Raw genomic sequence first — 18,670 nt, forward strand, 5'->3', positions numbered from 1 at the left:
GGAGGATACGATGGCACGCTCAGTCACCACCCAACACAAGACGATCGCGACAGTTGCCGCCTGGATCGTCGCCCTGCTCATCTTCTTCCCGATCCTCTATACGATCATCACCTCGTTCAAGTCGGAGCAGGAAGCCATCCAGGGTTTCAGCATCATCCCATCGGGGACATTCGAGAGCTATTCCGAGGTTCAGGCGCAGAGCGGCTACTTCAAGTTCTTCTTCAACTCGGTGCTGCTCTCGGTCGGCTCGACCATCCTGGCCCTGCTGGTCGCCATACCGGCGGCATGGTCGATGGCCTTCTCGCCGACCAAGCGAACCAAGGACATATTGATGTGGATGCTGTCCACCAAGATGATGCCCGCGGTTGCCGTGCTGTTCCCGATCTACCTGATCTTCCGCGACACAGGACTGCTCGACAGCCGCATCGGCCTGATGATCATGCTGATGCTGATCAACCTGCCGATCGTGGTGTGGATGCTCTACACCTACTTCCGCGAAATACCGGGCGAGATCCTGGAAGCGGCCCGCATGGACGGCGCTTCGCTGTGGAACGAGATCGTCTATGTGCTGACGCCGATGGCGGTGCCGGGCATCGCCTCGACAATGCTGCTCAACATCATCCTGGCCTGGAACGAGGCGTTCTGGACAATCCGGCTGACGACCACGGAAGCCGCACCCTTGACCGCCTTCATCAGCTCGTTCTCAAGCCCGCAAGGCCTGTTCTGGGCCAAGCTTTCGGCCGCCTCGACACTGGCCATCGCGCCGATCCTGATCATGGGCTGGTTCAGCCAGAAGCAGCTGGTGCGCGGCCTGACATTCGGTGCGGTGAAGTAACGGAATTTGCCTGAAGCAATCGGCGAAAATAACCCCTCGGGGAGGAAACCATGGGAAACATCACGCTCAAGAACGTCTCCAAATCCTTCGGAGCGACGTCCATCATCCCCGGTCTCGACCTGGTGATCGAGAATGGCGAGTTCGTCGTCTTCGTCGGCCCGTCGGGTTGCGGCAAGTCAACGCTGCTGCGCCTGATCGCCGGCCTCGAGGACACCAGCGGCGGCTCCATCAACATCGACGGCCGCGACGTCACCGGCGAGGCACCGGCCAAGCGCAAGCTGGCCATGGTGTTCCAGTCCTACGCGCTCTATCCGCACATGACGGTGGCCAAGAACATCGGCTTCCCGCTGAAGATGGCCGGCGAAGACAAGGCGACCATCGACAGAAAGGTGGGAGACGCGGCGCGCGTGCTCAACCTGACCAACTACCTCGAACGCCGGCCCGGCCAACTCTCCGGCGGCCAGCGGCAGCGCGTCGCCATCGGCCGCGCCATTGTGCGTCAGCCGACCGCCTTCCTGTTCGATGAACCGCTGTCCAACCTCGATGCGGCACTGCGCGGCACCATGCGGCTGGAGATCAGCGAGCTGCACCATCAGCTCAAGACGACCATGATCTACGTCACCCACGACCAGGTCGAAGCCATGACCATGGCCGACAAGATCGTCGTGCTGAACGCCGGCAACATCGAGCAGGTCGGCTCGCCGATGGAGCTCTACAAAACGCCGAAGAACCTGTTCGTCGCCGGCTTCATCGGCTCGCCGAAGATGAACCTGATCGAAGGCGCGCCGGCTGCCAAATACAGCGCCAAGACCATCGGCATCCGTCCCGAGCACCTGGAGATCTCGACCACGGCGGGCGAATGGAAAGCCACCGTCGGCGTTGCCGAACATCTCGGTTCCGACACCTTCCTGCATGTCCAGGCCGATGGCGTCGGTCCGCTGACGGTGCGCGCCGACGGCGAACTCGCCGTCCATCATGGCGACACCATCTATCTGACGCCCGACAAGGCCAAGCTGCATCGCTTCGGTGCCGACGGAAAGGCAATGTGAGCATGCGACTGGCTGGCAAATCCGCGCTGATCACAGGTTCGGCCCGAGGCATCGGCAGAGCTTTCGCCGAAGCCTATGCCGGCGAAGGCGCCACCGTCGCCATCGCCGACATCAATCTCGAGGCTGCGCAGAAGACGGCCGCCGAGATTGGCGGTAAGGCCTATGCGGTCAAGCTCGACGTCACCGACCTCGCCTCCATCGAGGCGGCGGTGAAAGCGGTGGAGACGAAGACCGGTGGCCTCGATATCCTGATCAACAACGCCGCTCTGTTCGATCTGGCACCGATCGTCGAGATCACCAAGGCAAGCTACGACAAATTGTTTTCCGTCAATGTCGCCGGCACGCTGTTCATGCTGCAGGCGGCTGCTCGCGCGATGATCGCCGCTGGCCGGGGCGGCAGGATCATCAACATGGCGAGCCAGGCCGGGCGACGCGGCGAGGCGCTGGTCGGCGTCTATTGCGCCACCAAGGCCGCTGTCATCTCGCTGACCCAGTCGGCGGGGCTCGACCTCATCAAGCACCGTATCAACGTCAACGCGATTGCCCCTGGTGTCGTCGACGGCGAGCACTGGGATCACGTCGATTCGCTGTTCGCCAAATATGAAAACCGGCCAAGGGGCGAGAAGAAGAAGCTGGTTGGCGAGGCGGTGCCGTACGGCCGCATGGGCACGGCGCAGGACCTTACCGGCATGGCGGTTTTTCTCGCCAGCAGCGACGCCGAATACATCGTCGCCCAGACCTACAATGTCGACGGCGGCCAGTGGATGAGTTGAGGCGGGGACCGGCCTCTGCTCTCCGTCCCTCCGCGGGGAGCAGAGGCCGACATCAGAGGCCGCATCGACCTCGCAAGATGTGCTGCCCCCTATCCTCTCCGCGTGAAGACCGGGAGAGGGAGTAACGAAGGCCGAAACTCGGCCAAAGGGTAAAACAGATGACCGTGAAACTATCGTCCTCAAACCTATCCAAGCTGCCCACTGAGGTCGCCGGTCCGAAGTATGACCGCGCAACGCTCAAGGCCGGTATCGTGCATTTCGGCGTCGGCAATTTCCATCGCTCGCATCAGGCCGTCTATCTCGACGATTTGTTCAATTCAGGCATTGGCCACGACTGGGCGTTGGTCGGCGCCGGCGTGTTCGAGGGCGAGAAGATCGGCCGCGCCAAGCTGGAAGAGCAGGACTGGTTGACCACGGTGGTCGAGCAGGACAGCGGCCATATGAGCGCCCGCGTGACCGGCGCCATGATCGACTTCCTGATGCCCGGCGATGCGGCCGGCATCATCGAACGGCTGGCCGACCCGGCGATCAAGATCGTTTCGCTGACCATCACCGAAGGCGGTTATTTCATCGACCCGGCCTCCGGCGTGTTCAACCCGACCCATCCCGACATCGTCGCGGACGCCCAACCGGGCGCCACGCCGAAGACGGTGTTCGGCATCATTCTCGCCGGGCTGGTCCGGCGTCGCGACGAGGGCACCGTGCCGTTCACGGTGATGTCGTGCGACAACATTCCTCACAATGGCCATGTCACCTCCGACGGCGTCATTGGTCTGGCCCGTTTGATCGACGAAGATCTGGCGAACTGGGTCAGCGAGCATGTCGCTTTTCCAAACGGCATGGTCGATCGCATCACGCCGGCCACCACCGACCGCGAACGCGGCATCCTGGCCAAGGACTTTGGCCTCGAAGACAACTGGCCGGTGTTCTGCGAGCCGTTCCGGCAATGGGTGCTGGAAGACCATTTCACCAATGGCCGGCCGCCGCTGGAAAGGGTCGGCGTGCAGTTCGTCAAAGACGTCGCGCCCTACGAACTGATGAAGATCCGCATCCTCAATGGCGGCCACGCGACGATTGCCTATCCGGCCGGCCTGATGGACATCCATTTCGTGCATGAGGCGATGCAGGAGCCGCTGGTGAGCGGGTTTCTGGCCAAGCTCGAACGGGAAGAAATCATCCCGACCGTGCCGCCGGTGCCGGACACGGTTCTGGAAGACTATTACCAACTCATCGAGAGCCGTTTCTCCAATCCCAAGATCGGCGACACGGTGCGCCGGCTCTGCCTCGACGGCTCCAACCGCCAGCCGAAATTCATCATCCCGACCATCGCCGACCGGCTGAAGGCCGGGAAAAGCGGCGCCGGCCTGGCGCTGGAATCGGCGCTTTGGTGCCGCTACTGCTTCGGCACGACCGACAGCGGTGCCGTCATCGAGCCCAACGACCCGAGCTGGGATCGGCTGCAAGCAACGGCAAAGGCGGCAAAGGACGCGCCCGCCGCCTGGCTTGCCATGGAGGACATCTATGGCGATGTCGGCCGAGCGACGGTGTTTGTCGAGGCCTTCGCCCATGCGCTCAACGTGCTGTGGGCAAACGGCACGCGCGCCACGCTGACGCGCTACCTCGCCGGCAAGCTCTGAGAGCCATCGCCGCCATGACGCCTGAACTGGTCATCTTCGACTGCGATGGCGTGCTGGTCGACAGCGAGGCGCTCTCCGTCTCGACGCTTCTCGGCATGGTCAAGCTTGCCGGCGGCAGCATTGGCGAGGATGCCGCCTACGAGCATTTCCTCGGCAAGAGCATGAAGAGCGTGCGCGAAATCCTCGGCCGCGACTTCGGGCTTGAAATCACCGACAGCCACCTAACCGAGATGCGCGTCGAATTGATGCGCAGATTCCGCGAGGAACTGAAGCCAATCGCTGGCGTCAAGGAGATGCTGCCAAGGCTTGGGCTGCCGTTCTGTGTCGCGTCCTCGGGCACGCTCGACCGCATCCGCTACGCGCTCGACGTCACCGGATTGCTTGGGCTGATGGAGCCGCATCTGTTCAGCGCCGCCATGGTGCCGCGCGGCAAGCCGGCGCCTGACCTGTTCTTGCATGCCGCCGCCAGCATGCGAGCCCATCCGCGCAAATGCCTCGTCGTCGAGGACAGCCCGGCCGGCATCACGGCTGCGCGGGCGGCGGGTATGCGCGTGTTTGCCTTCACCGGCGGCTCGCATGCCGGCAACCCGGCCTTGAAAGCGCGGCTTGCGTCGAGTGAGCCGGACTTTATATTCGCTGACATGCTGCAATTGCCCGATCTGATTGCAGGCCTGGGAGCGAGAGTTAGAGCATCTTGACGAAACAGTTTGTTTGCGCGGTCGATGTCGGCACCGGGAGCGCTCGCGCGGGCATTCTCGACACCAGTGGCAGCTTGCTCGGCCGCGCCGAGCGGCCGATCGTCATGAACCAGCCGAAGCCAGACCACGCCGAGCATGATTCGCGCGATATCTGGTCGGCTGTCTGCGCCGCCGTGCGCACTGCCCGCGAAAAGGCCGGCGTCGCACCTGAGGAGATTGTCGGCATTTCCTTCGACGCCACCTGTTCGCTGGTGGTGCGGGGTGTGGATGGCGGCCAGCTCAGTGTCTCGGTCACCGGCGACAGGCGGTGGGACACCATCGTCTGGCTCGACCACCGCGCCATTGCCGAGGCCGACGAATGCACGGCAAGCGGCCACGCCGTGCTCAATTATGTCGGCGGTGTCATGTCGCCGGAAATGGTGACGCCGAAGCTAATGTGGTTGAAGCGCAACCTGCCCAAGACCTGGAATGAAGCCGGCTATTTATTTGACCTCACCGATTTCCTGACATGGCAAGCGACCGGTTCGCTGGCCCGCTCGCAATGCACGCTGACCGCCAAATGGACCTATTTGGCGCATGAAGAAACAGGTTGGCGGCGCGATTTCTTCGCGCTCGTCGGCCTCGACGATCTTTTCGCGCATGGCAATCTACCCGAGAGGGCCAGCTCGGTCGGCACCGATATCGGCCGCCTGACAGCGCAAGCGGCGGCAGAGCTTGGCCTGAGCGAAAACTGCCGGGTCGGCGCCGGCGTTATCGATGCCTATGCCGGCGCGCTCGGCGTGCTCGGCGGCTTTGCCGGCGACGAGAAGGATATCGGCCGCCACCTGGCGCTGATCGCCGGCACGTCGAGCTGCGTGATGGCGATGTCGCCCGATCCACAGCCCTTCGCTGGTGTTTGGGGGCCGTACTATGGCGCGGCACTGCCGAAGCTGTGGCTGTCGGAAGGCGGCCAGTCGGCAACCGGCGCCCTGCTCGACCACATCATCCGCTGGCACGGCGCCGGCGGCGAACCGGATGCCGCCATGCATGCCAAAATCGCCGGGCGTGTCGCCGAACTGCGCGCCTCCGAAGGCGAGAACCTGGCCGCAAGGCTGCATGTGCTGCCGGATTTCCACGGCAATCGTTCGCCGCTCGCCGATCCGCATGCCGTCGGCGTCGTCAGCGGGCTGACGCTGGATTCCTCCTTCGACAGCCTGTGCAAACTCTATTGGCGCACCGCCGTCGGCATCGCGCTCGGCGTGCGCCATGTGCTGGAGGCGCTGAACGAGAATGGCTATTTGATCGACACGCTGCATGTCACAGGCGGTCACACCAAGAACCCGCTGCTGATGGAGCTCTATGCCGACGCCACCGGCTGCACGGTGATCGAGCCGCAGGCCGACGAGGCGGTGCTGCTCGGCACCGGCATGATTGCCGCTACCGCGGCCGGGCTGTTTCCCAACCTCAATGCGGCCTGTCTTGCCATGCAGCAAGGCGGCAGGACGCGCGCGTCGAACCCGAAGTCATCAGGGCGTTTCGACCGCGACTACAAGGTCTTCCTCGAGATGCACCGCCAGCGGCAGATGCTGGACGCGATAAAGTAGACCCTGGGCCGGTCCCTGGCTCAATCCGTTCCTGCTCGTCGTCTCTTGCCTTCATGTCGCGTTTCGTACAAAAGCTGACGCAAACGCAGCGAAACCGAAGGTTTTGCCGTTTGATATGCGGCTTCCGGCTCCTTGCCGACGTGCCGTACCTGGAAAGAGCGGAACAATGTCTGCGATCGAAGCCGGCGCTCGCGCGCCGGAAAATCTTTGGCGTCAGGAAATCAGGGCGACGCTAGCGCTCGCCTGGCCGATGGTGCTGACCAATCTCGGCCAGACCGCGATGACGGCCACCGACGTCATGATGATGGGTCGTCTGGGCCCGGATACGCTGGCCAGCGGCGCGCTTGGCGCCAACCTCTATTTCATGCCGCTGATCTTCGGCCTCGGCCTGATGCTGGCGACCTCACCGATGATCGCCACCGAGCTTGGCCGCCGCCGCTATTCGGTGCGCGACCTGCGCCGCACCGTGCGCCAGGGCCTGTGGCTGGCGATCCTGATCTCGATCCCGATCTGGCTCGTGCTTTGGCACGGCGAAGCCATTCTGCTGGCGATGGGCCAGGAGCCGGCACTGGCGCATCAGGCCGGCATCTATCTGCGCTGGCTCGAATGGGCGGTGCTGCCCTTCTACGGCTATATCGTGCTGCGCTCGTTCATTTCGGCACTGGAACGGCCGGGCTGGGCGCTGGTCATCGTCTTCGTCGCCGTCGCCTGCAACGTCTTCTTCAACTGGGTGTTCATGTTCGGCAATCTCGGCGTGCCGGCCATGGGCATCTCCGGATCGGGCCTTGCGACCTCGCTGTCCAGCACGCTGATGTTCGTCGGCATGGCTGTCGTGGTGATGCTGGAGAAGAAGTTCCGGCGCTACCGTCTGTTCGGGCGTTTCTGGCGCGCCGACTGGCCACGCTTCAAGGGCCTGATGCGGCTCGGCCTGCCGATTGCCGGCATCCTCGCCTTCGAGGTGACGATCTTCAACGCGGCCGCCCTGCTGATGGGCCTGATCGATGCGGATTCGCTGGCCGCGCATGCCATCGCCATCCAGATCGCCTCGATCAGCTTCATGGTGCCGCTTGGCCTCAACCAGGCGGTGACGGTGCGCGTCGGCCTTGCGCACGGCGCCGGCAATCCGGAAGGCGTTTCGCGCGCCGGCTGGACCGCCTTTGTCATCGGCGTCTCGTTCATGGCGCTGATGGGGCTGGTGATGATCCTTTGGCCGCATCCGCTGATCAGCGCCTTCATCGATCTGAGCAATCCGGCCAATGCCAGGGTGATCGCACTTGCCGTGTCGTTCCTGGCCTTCGCCGCGCTGTTCCAGGTCTTCGACGGCGCGCAGGCGGTGGCCGCCGGCATGCTGCGCGGCCTGCACGATACCAAGGTGCCGATGATCTATGCCGCGATCGGCTATTGGGGCGTCGGCCTGCCGCTCGGCGTGCTGCTCGCCTTCCATTTCGGCCTGCATGGCGTCGGCATCTGGATCGGCCTGTCGTCTGGGCTGGCCGTGGTGGCGGCCCTGCTTCTCGGGCGCTGGCTGCGGCGGGATCGCCTGGCGCCGCCATTGGCGTTGGGACATTGAAAGCGAAACGGCTGGTGCCGGGCGTCCGTTATGTATGTCCCACATTGTGGCTCACTAACGGCGCCTTCAGAAATGCCGCGAAACCTTCGCTAAGCGCCATAAGCCGACGCTTAGTCCCGAAGCAATGAACGTCTCAATAGAGGCCGGCAACAGTCTGACCGCTTTAAGCAGCCAATTTGCAAAAGCTGTCCTTGGCCTGGCTTCGGTAGGCGTCGCAGTTTGACCAATGTCGCCGTTGGCTAAGTGGCGTCTTTCACAATTGTGCCGAGCGGCCGTTCAGCTTCGAGCAGATTGCTGCGCGTCCTCCGAAGCCCCAGGCTAGGCGGTGGTGTCCTCCGCGATCCGGCTCAGCAACTCGGCGACATCGTCTGGTGCGGTCACCATGGCGTCGTGTCCTGTCCGCAACTCGTGGTAGTCCTCGATATCAGCGGCTTGCGCGCTCTTTGGCTGGCCAAGTGCTTTGTCGCCGATGCAATTGACGTAGGTCCGCGGCACCTGTGGGAAACTCGCGCTCAGTTTGACCGGCTCCCTGAAGGTGCGGATCGGGTGCGCGGTAAGCCTCGGCATTACCCAGCTTACGTCCTTCTCCTCCTTCAACCCGAGGAATTGCACGGTCGCCGCGCTGGCGGGGATGCGCCAGCCCTCACCCCCGACGCGCGCCTGCTCCTCGAAATAGTCCTTGGCCTGCGCCGATGCACAGTCGTACAGGCACTGGCCGTCGCGGGGGACGATGGCGTCGAGATAGATAACTCGCGCTACCCGGCCGGCCGCCCTGTCCGCGGCTGCCGAGACCACGATTCCGGCGTAACTGTGTCCAACCAGGACAACGTCTCGCAAGTCATCGGTCTCCAACACACCGAGCACATCGCAAATGTGCGTTTCCAGGTCGATGTCAGGAGAGGCGAGATGTGCTCGCTCACCGAGACCGGTAAGCGTGGGGGTATACAGATCGCTGCCCGGCACCTTCAGTGACTGAGCGAGCTTGCGCCAACACCACCCCCCATGCCATGCGCCGTGCACCATAACAAAGGTTGTCATCGGTCGCCCCGCTTCACCTCCATAGCTGCGGAGATATCCCGCACACACTCTCTACCCCCAAAGCTCGGGACTAGAAAGCTCCGCGCTTCGGCGCGCGTCCGTGCGTTCATGGTTTTCGGGGCCATGGGCGGTACGCCTGACAACGTCTCGTTCTGTGGCGCTCTGCCGACCAACAAGTGCTGCTTTCGAATGTCTGCTATTGGGCGAAGCAATTCTGGATCAAGGCGGCCGACATGAGGCACAATGCAGTCGTGCGCGCTTTCACTTGTGAGCGTCTCCTTGGGTCAGAAGCTGACGAATCCTAACGTCATCAAATGGTCAAAGGAGGCATTCGAACGCTAACGGAAGCACAGCTTCCTAGCTTGCAGTCGCCGTTGGTGGTGGTCAACACAACATGCCTTCGGCTCAGCGCGCCGGCATCTGCTTTTCGAGCTTGCGCGCGTATTGCGTCAACGGAAAGCACATGACGAAGAAGATCAGCGCCACAAGCCCATAGACCTTGAACGGCTCGAAGGTCGCATTGTTGATGGCGTTGGAGGTCCGCACCAGCTCCTCGAAGCCGATGATCGAGGTCAGCGCCGTCGATTTGATCAGCTGCACCAGGAAGCCGACCGTCGGCGCGCGGGTGATCGAAAAGGCTTGCGGCAGGATGATCAGCCGCAGTTCCTGCAGATAGTGCAGGCCGAGGCTGGCGCCGGCGTCCCATTGGCCCAATGGCAGCGCAGCGACGCCGGAGCGCCAGATCTCGGCCAGATAAGCGCTGGCGAAGAAGGTGAGGCCGAGCACCGCTGCCGTCCATGGCTCGATGCGCAGGCCGAGCATCGGCAGGCCGAAGAACATCAGGAACAGTTGCATCAAGAGCGGCGTCCCCTGGAACAGGGCGATGTAGCCGGAGGCGATGCGCCGGCTCCATTTGTTCTTGGCGATCCTGAAGAACAGGACGATCAGGCCGACGATGCCGCCGCCGATGAAAGCGGCCAGCGACAACAGCACCGTCCAGCGGGCGGCAAGCAACAGGTTGCGCACGATGTCCCAGAAGGTGAATTCGATCATGACACGCCAGCCCCCAGGACGCGGCGTCCGCCAGTGACCAACAGCCGGCGCAAGGCCATCGACAGAGCGAGATAAACCAGCGTGACGACGAAATAGGTCTCGAAGGAACGGAAGGTGCGCGCCTGCAGCATGTCGGCCTCGTAGGTCAGCTCGCGCACCGCGATCTGCGACACCACGGCGGACTCCAGCATCATGATGACGATCTGGCTGGTCAGCGCCGGAAAGATCACCTTGAGCGCCTGCGGCAGCACGATCTTGATGAACACCTGGCGTGGCCTCAAGCCCAGTGCCAAAGCTGCTTCCGTCTGTCCGCCGGGCACGGCGTCAAGCCCGGCGCCGACGATCTCGATGGTGTAGGCCGCCATATTGAGCGTCATCGCCAGGATGGCGGCCAGCACCGGATCGAGCCTGATGCCGAGGCTGGGCAGCCCGAAGAAGATGAAGAAGAGCTGCACCAGGAACGGCGTGTTGCGGATGATTTCGACATACCAGGCGATGGCCCGCTTGAGCAGCACCGGGCCGTTTCGGCGTCCGGCGGCACCCAGGATGCTGAGGAACGTTCCCGCGAGCGTGGTCACGGCGATCAACAGGATCGTCGTGAGTGCTCCGCGCGCGATATCGCCGACAGCACCTGGAAGCCAGGCAAAGGCCACGGAAACTCAATCCTTGAGGTTGTCGGGGTTGAGCGACGTCTTCAGCCAGGCCTTCGAGCTTTCGTCCAGCTTGCCGTCCGCCAGCATCTTGGCGACGGCATCGTTGACCGCCTTCTTCAGGCTGTCCTCGTTCTTGTTGAGGCCGATATGCGAAGGCGAGGTCAGAAGCTGGAACTTCTGCTCCGGCTTCAGCGCGTCCTGCTTGGCCAGCACCTGCGCGCCGACGTCGTTGCCGACGACCATCAGCTGTGTCTGGCCGGAGATGAAGGCCTGGATCACCGAATTGTAGTTGTCGAAGCGCTTGATGTCGGCCGACGCGGGGGCTGCCTCGGTGAGCGAGGTGTCTTCGAGCGTGCCGCGGTTGACGGCGATCGACTTGTCGGCAAGGTCTTCCTTGCCCTTGACCGCCATCGCGGCCGGACCGATCACCGCGATGTAGTAGGGTGCGTAGGCGGCGGCGAAGTCGATGACCTGCTCACGCTCCTTCGAATAGCCGACGCTCATCAGGATATCGACGCGGTGGTCGTTGAGGTACGGGATGCGGTTCTGGCCGGTGACGGCGACGGGATTGAGCTTCACCTTGAGCGTGTCGGCAATGTATTGCGCGACGTCCATGTCATAGCCCTTGAGGCTCATGTCGGCGCTGGCTGAGGAGAAGGGCGGAAAATCGGCGAAGACGCCGACATTGATGGCGCCGGCTTTGGTGATGTCTGCCAGCGCATCGGCGCTGGCAGCCTGAATTGCGAGGCCGAAACCGGCCGTGCCAAGCATCAGCACGGTGGCGATGGATGTAAATGTCTTGCGGATTGTCATTGTTATTCCCCTGTCTGGACGCGTTGTTCGTTTGGGTCGGCCGTCGGCTCCAGCACGGCGGCCGCCTTTGCTTTTCTGAACGTCAGGCTCCCTTGCCTGTTATCGCCGGGCTGAACACCATCAGGCTCAGTATCTCGAACAGCACCTGTGCGGCGGCATGCGCCGTGTTGGTGGTGGCGTCGTATTGCGGCGCCACCTCGACGACGTCGCCGCCGACGATGTTGAGGCCCTTCAGGCCGCGCAGCAGTTCGAGCACTTCGCGCGTCGTCAGCCCGCCGACTTCCGGCGTGCCGGTACCGGGTGCGAAGGCCGGATCGACGCTGTCGATGTCGAAGGAGACATAGGTCGGGCCGTCGCCGACGATCTTGCGCGCCTTCTCGATGATGGCGGGAATGCCGAGGCCGGTCACCTCCTCGGCATGGACCACGGTCATGCCGGACTCGTAGGTGAACTCCCACAGATATTCGGCTGAGCCGCGGATGCCGATCTGGACGGTGCGTGTCGGATCGAGCACGCCGTCAAGCACGGCGTTGCGGAACGGCCCGCCATGGTGGAATTTGGTCATGTCGAACAGGCCACTGGTGTCGCAGTGGGCGTCGATATGGATCAGGCCAACCGGCGCCTTCTTGCCGACGGCCTTCAGGATCGGATGGCTGATCGAATGGTCGCCGCCGATCGAAAGCGGGATGACGCCGGCATCGACGATCTGGTTGGTGCGGCGCTCGATATCCTCATGGCTGATCTCCAGCCGGTAGCGGCTGCGGAACGGCGTATCGCCGATGTCGGCGACCCTGAGCTCATGCGTCGGCGCGCATTCCAGCACGTGATTGTAGGGACCTATGCGCTCGATGGCGCGCAGAGCGCGCGGCCCGAAACGCGAGCCTGGCCGGTTGGTGACGCCGAGATCCATCGGCACGCCGATCATCGCCACCTGCAAATCGCCGAAATCCGGATTGTCGGCTGATATTTCGCGGTAGGGCGCTGCGAGGAAGGTCGGAATGCCAGAATAGGGCGCCAGCCGCGTGCCGCTCTTGGAAAAGATCTTGTCGGCGACCTTGCGGAACTTCGGGTCGAACATTTCGCCGCCATGGCTTTCACCATATTTGCGACGCAACGCGTCGAGCTTGCCGCGATCGTAACCCATCTGCACTCCTCCTGCCGGCTGATGCAGTGCGACCGTTGGCGATGCCTGGCGAACCGACCGTCATCCGGCCGGGTCGCTGTCCCGCTGGCTGCCTGCAGATTTCACGTCTTGATGCTGTTCCGAGCTCAAGTGTCTGGCAGTGGCATTGAAAAATCAATTGATATTGTTAGGGTGTTTCCTGTGAGAAAATCTCACAATTAACTCTGAGCACGATCTCATCCGAAAACCGGCCTCCACTTTTCAGGATCGTGCTTCAATGGATGCTCATGACCAACCGCCTGCCGCCCCTCAATCCGCTGCGCGCCTTCGAGGCAACGGCCCGGCATGGCTCGCTGACCAAGGCGGCCAGTGAGCTGAATGTCACGCATGGCGCCATCAGCCACCAGATCAAGGCGCTCGAGCACTCGCTCGGCGTCAAGCTGTTCGAGCGGGTCGGCCAGCGGGTCAAGCTGACGCCGCATGGCGCCGAACTGCTGCCGGCGGTATCGACCGCCTTCGACAGCATCGCCGCCGCCACCCAACGCATGACAAGGCCGGCGAGCAGCGGCACTCTTTCAGTCTCCTGCGTGCCCGCGCTGCTGTTGCTGTGGATGACACCGCGGCTCGGCAGTTTCATGGCGCAATATCCCGACATAAGGCTGACGCTTATCCCCTCCAACGATCCCAAGGATCTGCGGGCGCCTAACGTCGATGTCTGCGTGCATTATGGCGACGGCAGCTGGACCGATTGCTGGATGCGCAAATGGTCGGGCCTCGAACTGTTCCCCGTGGTCAGCCCGACCTTGATCAACAACCGCCCGATCCGCAGCGTCAGGGACCTTGCCGACCATGTCTTCCTGCATGGCGACGACGGCCGCGAGTGGCACACCTGGCTGGCGGCCGCCGATGCGCTGGACCTGGAGCGGGGCCGCCGCCATCACCTTGGCGATGCGCGCATGGCGACCGAGGCGGCGGTGCATGGCCATGGCGTGGCGTTGGGCGATTCGGTGACGGCAAGCGCGCTGCTGGCCAGGGGCATGCTGGTCGCGCCGTTCAGCCTCTCGGTGCCGGCGGTCGACGATTTCTATGTCGTCTGCCGCAACGAGATGCGGGCGACGCCGATCGTGCAGGTGTTCATCGACTGGCTGTTTGCCGAGAAGGCCGGGGATGACGGCCGCGCCGACGCCCCGGTGGCGGGCCGCATCGTCAGCCGCCGCAAGCGTCCGGCGCTCAGGGTCATCGGCGCCAAAACCGGAACCTGACCCTGGCGTGCGGCATGCGGCGACCGTCGGTGGTCTTTCGGTCCCATGCAGGGTTTTCTTTTTGTCGGGCCAGCCGGAAACCGGGCAGCACTTTGGCCAATTCGATGCTATGAGGCCTGTCGCGGTTGTGGATTGCAGGCAGCGAAGGCGGTGTTGAAACATGGCTAAGACCGATATTGCGCGGCGGGTCTACAACCACACCTGGAAGCTCGATCCGATCGTGCGCAGCCTGCTCGATACGGATTTCTACAAGCTTTTGATGCTGCAGATGATCTGGGGCATGTATCCCAAGGTCGACACCACCTTCTCGCTGATCAACCGGACAACTTCGGTGCGCCTTGCCAACGAGATCGATGAGGGGGAACTGCGCGAGCAGCTTGACCATGCCCGCACGTTGCGCTTCTCCAAGAAGGAGATGATCTGGCTCGGCGGCAATAATTTCTACGGCCGCAAGCAGATCTTCGAGCCGGAGTTCCTCGCCTGGCTGGAGAATTTCCGGCTGCCCGAATACGAGCTGTCGAAGCGCGACGGCCAGTATGAGCTGACCTTCAGCGGGCCGTGGATGTACACCACGCTGTGGGAAATCCCGGCGCTGGCGATCATCAACGAATTGCGCTCGCGCGCGGCCATGCGGGCGTTCGGCCCGTTCGCCCTCGATGTGCTCTATGCCCGCGCCAAGGCCAAGATGTGGGCCAAGACCGAGCGGCTGAAGGCGCTGCCCGGCATCCGCATCTCCGATTTCGGCACGCGCCGGCGCCATTCCTTCCTGTGGCAGCGCTGGTGCGTCGAAGCGCTGAAGGAAGGCATCGGCGAGGCGTTCACCGGCACCTCCAACGTGCTTCTGGCGATGGACAACGACCTCGAAGCCCTCGGCACCAACGCGCATGAACTGCCGATGGTGTTCGCCGCCCTCGCCAATTCGGAAAAGGAACTGAAACAGTCACCCTACAAGGTGCTGCAGGACTGGCAGCGCTATTATGGCGGCAATCTGCTGATCGTCTTGCCCGACGCCTTCGGCACCGCCTCCTTCCTGCGCGACGCGCCGGACTGGGTGGCCGACTGGACGGGCTTTCGCCCCGACAGCGCGCCGCCGATCGAAGGCGGCGAAAAAATCCTGTCCTGGTGGCGCGACAAGGGCAAGGATCCCCGGCAGAAGCTGCTGATCTTCTCCGACGGGCTCGAGGTCGAAACCATCGAGGAGACCTACCGCCACTTCAAGGGCAAGGTGCGCATGTCGTTCGGCTGGGGCACGAACCTCACCAATGATTTCGAAGGCTGCGCGCCGACGGAAACCAACAGCCTCGACGCCATATCGCTGGTCTGCAAGGTCACCGAGGCCAATGGCAGGCGGGCGGTGAAGCTTTCCGACAACCCGGCCAAGGCGACGGGTGATGAGAAAGAGATCGAGCGGTATCTCAGGATTTTCGGGGAGAAGGATCGCGTGGAGCAACTGGTCAAGGTGTGAGGGGTGGCCACGCCAGCCAAGATGGCAATCTGGATAGGATGAGTTCCTTGGCGCCCCCCTCTGACCTACCGGCTATCTCCCCCACTTGGGGGGAGATCCGCCTTCACCTACGCTTTCGCCAATTTTCAACATCGCAAGAAAAGCGCCGATCGACCGAACTGCCAATCTCCCCACCTGTGGGGGAGATGTCCGGCAGGACAGAGGGGGGCGTCGTAGAACGCCGCCCTGCGGGAATCCCGCTCATTTGCCTCGTCACTTCGTTGATCCTCCTCCCCACCCCCGCCTTGGCCCACGCTTCCGACCGTGGCCACGTCCTGCTGTTACCCACCGGCTACTATCTGGTCGGCGGCGCCTTTGCCGTGGCCATCAGCTTCCTCGTGCTGGCGCTGCTGCCGGCGAATAGGCTCGATCGTTTCTGGCGCCGGTGCCTGCCGCTCTTCGCCTTTGGCGACGCCCTCCGGACAGCGATCAGCCTGATATCCTTTGCCGGCTTTGCAATTCTCATCGCCGCAGGCCTTTTCGGCAGTCGCGATCCGCTCTCCAACCCGCTGCCTCTGGTGATCTGGACCCTGCTATGGGCTGGCATCACCTTGCTGCAGGGCGTCTTCGGCGATCTCTGGTCATGGCTGAACCCCTGGGTTGGCCCGTGGCGTCTCGCCTCGCGCCTGTTCGGTGCAAATGATGAAGGAGGATGGCGTCTACCTCGATGGCTCGGTTGCTGGCCGGCCGTCCTGCTGTTTTTCGCCTTTGCCTGGTTCGAACTCATCGATCCGGCGCCCGACGATCCGGCGCGGCTGGCCTTGGCCGCCGGTCTCTACTGGCTGTTCACCTTCCTGGCCATGCTGGCGTTCGGACATCGGCAATGGAGCAGAAGCGGGGAATTTCTGTCCGTCTTGTTCTCGATGGTGGCACGTTTCGCCATCGTCGAGCGCGACGAGAACGGTCGGCTTGCACTTTGCTGGCCGGGCGCCAAGCTGCTCGCCGCGGAGCCGCTGCCGACCAGCGGCATCGCCTTTCTGCTGCTGGCTCTATCGTCGGTCTCCTTCGACGGCCTATCGAAAACCTTTTTCTGGCTTGGCCTGTTCGGCATCAATCCGCTCGAATTTCCCGGCCGCACCGCGATGATCGGCGGCGGCACTTTCGGGCTCGTGCTGACATTCGCGCTGCTGGCGGCTGTGTTCCTGCTTGCCGTCTGGCTCGGCCACCGTCTCGCAAGGAGCGATCACACTCTCGGCCAGGCTGCAGGCCTGCTGGTCTGGTCGATCGTGCCGATCGCGCTCGCCTACCATGTCGCGCATTATCTGACGGCGCTGCTCGTCGACGGCCAATATGCGCTTGCCGCACTGTCCGATCCGTTCGCACTGGGCTGGAACCTGTTCGGCACCGCCGACATGCAGATCGAGGCCGGCATCGTTGCGGGGGCGGGCTCGGCGTGGTGGCTGTGGAATGTCCAGGCCGGCGCCATCATCCTTGGCCATGTGCTCGCAGTCCTCGTCGCCCACAGCTTTGCCTGGCGGCTGCATCCGCAGCCTGCCTGTGCCGCGCTCAGCCAGTTCCCGCTCACTCTGCTGATGATCGCCTATACGGTCTTCGGCCTCTGGTTGCTTGCCACGCCGACCGTCGGATGAGAAAAGGGCGACCTCGATATCGTTGGGGAAGCTCGCTTGCCACACCAAGGCTTTGGTGATTTAGTTTGTACACATGCAATTTTTTGCCTCCTCTGAGCGAGGATGCCGAAGCCGCCTTATCGTTGGTCAAGACTGAAAAACAGGGGAACGAACATGGCTGACAAGAACGGATTTTTCGACCTCTCCAAGACTGGCCTCACCTCCAAGACTGCCCTCACCCGCCGAACGGCGCTGAAGGGTCTGGCCGCGGGCGCCGGCCTCGCCGTTGCTCCCGGCTTCGTCCGCTATTCCCAGGCGCAGAGTTCGGCGCCGATCAAGATCGGCTTCCAGTCGCACCGCACCGGCATCGGCGCTGCCTATGGCCGCTGGTACGAGAAGACGACGGCCGCGGCGGTCAAGGCGATCAATGCCGCCGGCGGCATCAATGGCCGCCAGGTCGAGGTGATCATCGAGGATGACGGCACCGATCCCGGCCGTGGCGCCGAAGTGGTCGGCAAGTTCGCCACCCAGCACAAGACCGACATCGTCTTCGGCACGCTGTTCTCGCATGTCGTCATCGGCTCGGCGCCCGCGGCCGGCGAAAACAAGATGCCCTATTTCGTCGTCAGCGAAGGCCACCACGTCGCCTCGACCAAGCTGAACCGTTATGTGTTCCAGCCCGGCATCACTGACGTGAAGAGCCAGATCCAGTCGATGGCACCGTGGATCGCGGCCAATGCAGGCAAGAAGGTGACGCAGATCTTCCCCGATTTCGCCTTCGGCTACGATCATCGCGACTACCTGCCGCCGGCACTGAAGGCGCAAGGCGCCGAGGTCATCGCGCAGATCGCCATCCCGCCGACGGAATCGTCCTTCACCAAATACTTCCCGCAGATCCCGGCCGAGACCGATGTGATCTACCACGTCATGGTCGGCCCGGCCGTGCTTACCTTCGTCAAGGAGCTCGGCGAGTTCTACGGCTCCAACCGGCCGCAGCTGTTCGGCTTCATCGATTCGCTCGAAGCCACCGATATCAACAGCCCCGGGCTGGAGTTCCTCGATGGCAGCCATTTCTGGGAAGGCTCGCCGCGCTACGCGCAGGCCGATGATTCCGAGGCGCAAAAGGCCTACCGCGCCGCCGTCGGCATCGACGACAATGGCGCCGCCGTCGGCGACCCCAAGGACGTCTCCACCGCCGCCCATATGTTCGGCTGCTGGGAAACGCTCTACGTCGTCAAAAAGGCGATGGAAGACGCCGGCTACAAGGGACCGGAAGACCGCGCCAAGCTGGTCGAGGCGACCGAAGCCCTGACTGCATTCGCGGAAGGTCCCGAGCATCCGCAGGGACCAAAGACCTTCAACGGCAAGATCCACCAGTGCTTTGGCATCCAGAACATCTCCAAGGTCGAAGGCGGCAAGCTCAAGGTCGTGCACAAGACCAAGATCGAGGATGGTCTTTACGAGGCTGAAGGGGATTATACGACGCAGGCGCTGTGAGGCGCCTTACCCTC

16 protein-coding genes are annotated in these 18,670 nt (G+C 63.1%); 11 read left to right on the forward strand and 5 right to left on the reverse strand.

Annotated elements, in window-relative coordinates:
• Nucleotides 1-10 precede the first annotated feature (10 nt).
• From C8D77_RS20690 to C8D77_RS20720, 7 genes are all read left to right on the forward strand, one after another.
• Nucleotides 11-835, forward strand: coding sequence for a carbohydrate ABC transporter permease (locus tag C8D77_RS20690; protein ID WP_109667163.1), 825 nt, complete (start codon nucleotides 11-13; stop codon nucleotides 833-835).
• 50 nt (nucleotides 836-885) lie between these two features.
• Nucleotides 886-1,884, forward strand: coding sequence for an ABC transporter ATP-binding protein (locus C8D77_RS20695; RefSeq protein ID WP_109667165.1), 999 nt, complete (start codon nucleotides 886-888; stop codon nucleotides 1,882-1,884).
• A gap of 2 nt (nucleotides 1,885-1,886) precedes the next feature.
• Nucleotides 1,887-2,657, forward strand: a complete 771-nt coding sequence (locus C8D77_RS20700; RefSeq protein WP_109667168.1) for an L-iditol 2-dehydrogenase — start codon at nucleotides 1,887-1,889, stop codon at nucleotides 2,655-2,657.
• A 158-nt stretch (nucleotides 2,658-2,815) separates the two neighbouring features.
• Nucleotides 2,816-4,294: a mannitol dehydrogenase family protein gene (locus tag C8D77_RS20705; protein WP_109667170.1), complete on the forward strand. Its 1,479-nt coding sequence runs from the start codon at nucleotides 2,816-2,818 to the stop codon at nucleotides 4,292-4,294.
• Between the two features lie 14 nt (nucleotides 4,295-4,308).
• Nucleotides 4,309-4,992 carry an HAD family hydrolase gene (locus C8D77_RS20710; RefSeq protein WP_109667172.1) on the forward strand — a complete coding sequence of 228 codons (684 nt, stop codon included), beginning with the start codon at nucleotides 4,309-4,311 and terminating at the stop codon, nucleotides 4,990-4,992.
• Nucleotides 4,989-6,575, forward strand: a complete 1,587-nt coding sequence (locus tag C8D77_RS20715; protein WP_109667174.1) for an FGGY-family carbohydrate kinase — start codon at nucleotides 4,989-4,991, stop codon at nucleotides 6,573-6,575. The genes C8D77_RS20710 and C8D77_RS20715 overlap by 4 nt, the downstream gene beginning before the upstream one ends.
• A gap of 166 nt (nucleotides 6,576-6,741) precedes the next feature.
• A complete protein-coding gene (locus C8D77_RS20720) occupies nucleotides 6,742-8,145 on the forward strand; it encodes an MATE family efflux transporter (RefSeq protein ID WP_109667176.1) in 1,404 nt (467 codons plus the stop codon).
• A 318-nt stretch (nucleotides 8,146-8,463) separates the two neighbouring features.
• Here the strand turns inward: C8D77_RS20720 and C8D77_RS20725 are convergent, their stop codons facing one another.
• From C8D77_RS20725 to speB, 5 genes are all read right to left on the reverse strand, one after another.
• Complete coding sequence (locus C8D77_RS20725; protein ID WP_109667178.1) at nucleotides 8,464-9,183, reverse strand: alpha/beta hydrolase; 720 nt, start codon at nucleotides 9,181-9,183, stop codon at nucleotides 8,464-8,466.
• A 405-nt stretch (nucleotides 9,184-9,588) separates the two neighbouring features.
• Complete coding sequence (locus C8D77_RS20730) at nucleotides 9,589-10,236, reverse strand: amino acid ABC transporter permease (RefSeq protein ID WP_109667181.1); 648 nt, start codon at nucleotides 10,234-10,236, stop codon at nucleotides 9,589-9,591.
• Entirely contained in the window at nucleotides 10,233-10,889 is a 657-nt protein-coding gene (locus C8D77_RS20735) for an amino acid ABC transporter permease (RefSeq protein ID WP_109667184.1), read from the reverse strand. The genes C8D77_RS20730 and C8D77_RS20735 overlap by 4 nt, the downstream gene beginning before the upstream one ends.
• A gap of 6 nt (nucleotides 10,890-10,895) precedes the next feature.
• A complete protein-coding gene (locus C8D77_RS20740) occupies nucleotides 10,896-11,702 on the reverse strand; it encodes a transporter substrate-binding domain-containing protein (RefSeq protein ID WP_109667187.1) in 807 nt (268 codons plus the stop codon).
• Nucleotides 11,703-11,784: 82 nt separating this feature from the next.
• On the reverse strand, nucleotides 11,785-12,846 hold the full coding sequence (gene speB / locus C8D77_RS20745) for an agmatinase (RefSeq protein WP_109667190.1): 1,062 nt from the start codon (nucleotides 12,844-12,846) through the stop codon (nucleotides 11,785-11,787).
• Nucleotides 12,847-13,112: 266 nt separating this feature from the next.
• On the opposite strand from speB, the gene gcvA reads away from it, so the two are divergent.
• The 4 genes from gcvA to C8D77_RS20765 all read left to right on the forward strand — a co-directional run bounded on the left by gcvA (nucleotide 13,113) and on the right by C8D77_RS20765 (nucleotide 18,656).
• A complete protein-coding gene (gene gcvA, locus C8D77_RS20750) occupies nucleotides 13,113-14,087 on the forward strand; it encodes a transcriptional regulator GcvA (RefSeq protein ID WP_109667753.1) in 975 nt (324 codons plus the stop codon).
• Nucleotides 14,088-14,247: 160 nt separating this feature from the next.
• Complete coding sequence (gene pncB / locus C8D77_RS20755) at nucleotides 14,248-15,552, forward strand: nicotinate phosphoribosyltransferase (protein WP_109667193.1); 1,305 nt, start codon at nucleotides 14,248-14,250, stop codon at nucleotides 15,550-15,552.
• 185 nt (nucleotides 15,553-15,737) lie between these two features.
• On the forward strand, nucleotides 15,738-17,180 hold the full coding sequence (locus C8D77_RS20760; RefSeq protein ID WP_109667195.1) for a hypothetical protein: 1,443 nt from the start codon (nucleotides 15,738-15,740) through the stop codon (nucleotides 17,178-17,180).
• A 153-nt stretch (nucleotides 17,181-17,333) separates the two neighbouring features.
• On the forward strand, nucleotides 17,334-18,656 hold the full coding sequence (locus tag C8D77_RS20765; RefSeq protein WP_109667198.1) for an ABC transporter substrate-binding protein: 1,323 nt from the start codon (nucleotides 17,334-17,336) through the stop codon (nucleotides 18,654-18,656).
• Nucleotides 18,657-18,670 lie beyond the last annotated feature (14 nt).

It is taken from the genome of Mesorhizobium loti (assembly GCF_003148495.1).
Lineage (GTDB): Bacteria > Pseudomonadota > Alphaproteobacteria > Rhizobiales > Rhizobiaceae > Mesorhizobium > Mesorhizobium loti.

Coding starts and splice junctions, on each gene's coding strand:
- C8D77_RS20690 (WP_109667163.1), top strand. CDS start 11: ATGGCACGCTCAGTCACCACCCAACACAAGACGATCGCGACAGTTGCC.
- C8D77_RS20695 (WP_109667165.1), top strand. CDS start 886: ATGGGAAACATCACGCTCAAGAACGTCTCCAAATCCTTCGGAGCGACG.
- C8D77_RS20700 (WP_109667168.1), top strand. CDS start 1,887: ATGCGACTGGCTGGCAAATCCGCGCTGATCACAGGTTCGGCCCGAGGC.
- C8D77_RS20705 (WP_109667170.1), top strand. CDS start 2,816: ATGACCGTGAAACTATCGTCCTCAAACCTATCCAAGCTGCCCACTGAG.
- C8D77_RS20710 (WP_109667172.1), top strand. CDS start 4,309: ATGACGCCTGAACTGGTCATCTTCGACTGCGATGGCGTGCTGGTCGAC.
- C8D77_RS20720 (WP_109667176.1), top strand. CDS start 6,742: ATGTCTGCGATCGAAGCCGGCGCTCGCGCGCCGGAAAATCTTTGGCGT.
- C8D77_RS20725 (WP_109667178.1), bottom strand. CDS start 9,183: ATGACAACCTTTGTTATGGTGCACGGCGCATGGCATGGGGGGTGGTGT.
- C8D77_RS20730 (WP_109667181.1), bottom strand. CDS start 10,236: ATGATCGAATTCACCTTCTGGGACATCGTGCGCAACCTGTTGCTTGCC.
- C8D77_RS20740 (WP_109667187.1), bottom strand. CDS start 11,702: ATGACAATCCGCAAGACATTTACATCCATCGCCACCGTGCTGATGCTT.
- speB (WP_109667190.1), bottom strand. CDS start 12,846: ATGGGTTACGATCGCGGCAAGCTCGACGCGTTGCGTCGCAAATATGGT.
- gcvA (WP_109667753.1), top strand. CDS start 13,113: ATGACCAACCGCCTGCCGCCCCTCAATCCGCTGCGCGCCTTCGAGGCA.
- pncB (WP_109667193.1), top strand. CDS start 14,248: ATGGCTAAGACCGATATTGCGCGGCGGGTCTACAACCACACCTGGAAG.
- C8D77_RS20760 (WP_109667195.1), top strand. CDS start 15,738: ATGTCCGGCAGGACAGAGGGGGGCGTCGTAGAACGCCGCCCTGCGGGA.
- C8D77_RS20765 (WP_109667198.1), top strand. CDS start 17,334: ATGGCTGACAAGAACGGATTTTTCGACCTCTCCAAGACTGGCCTCACC.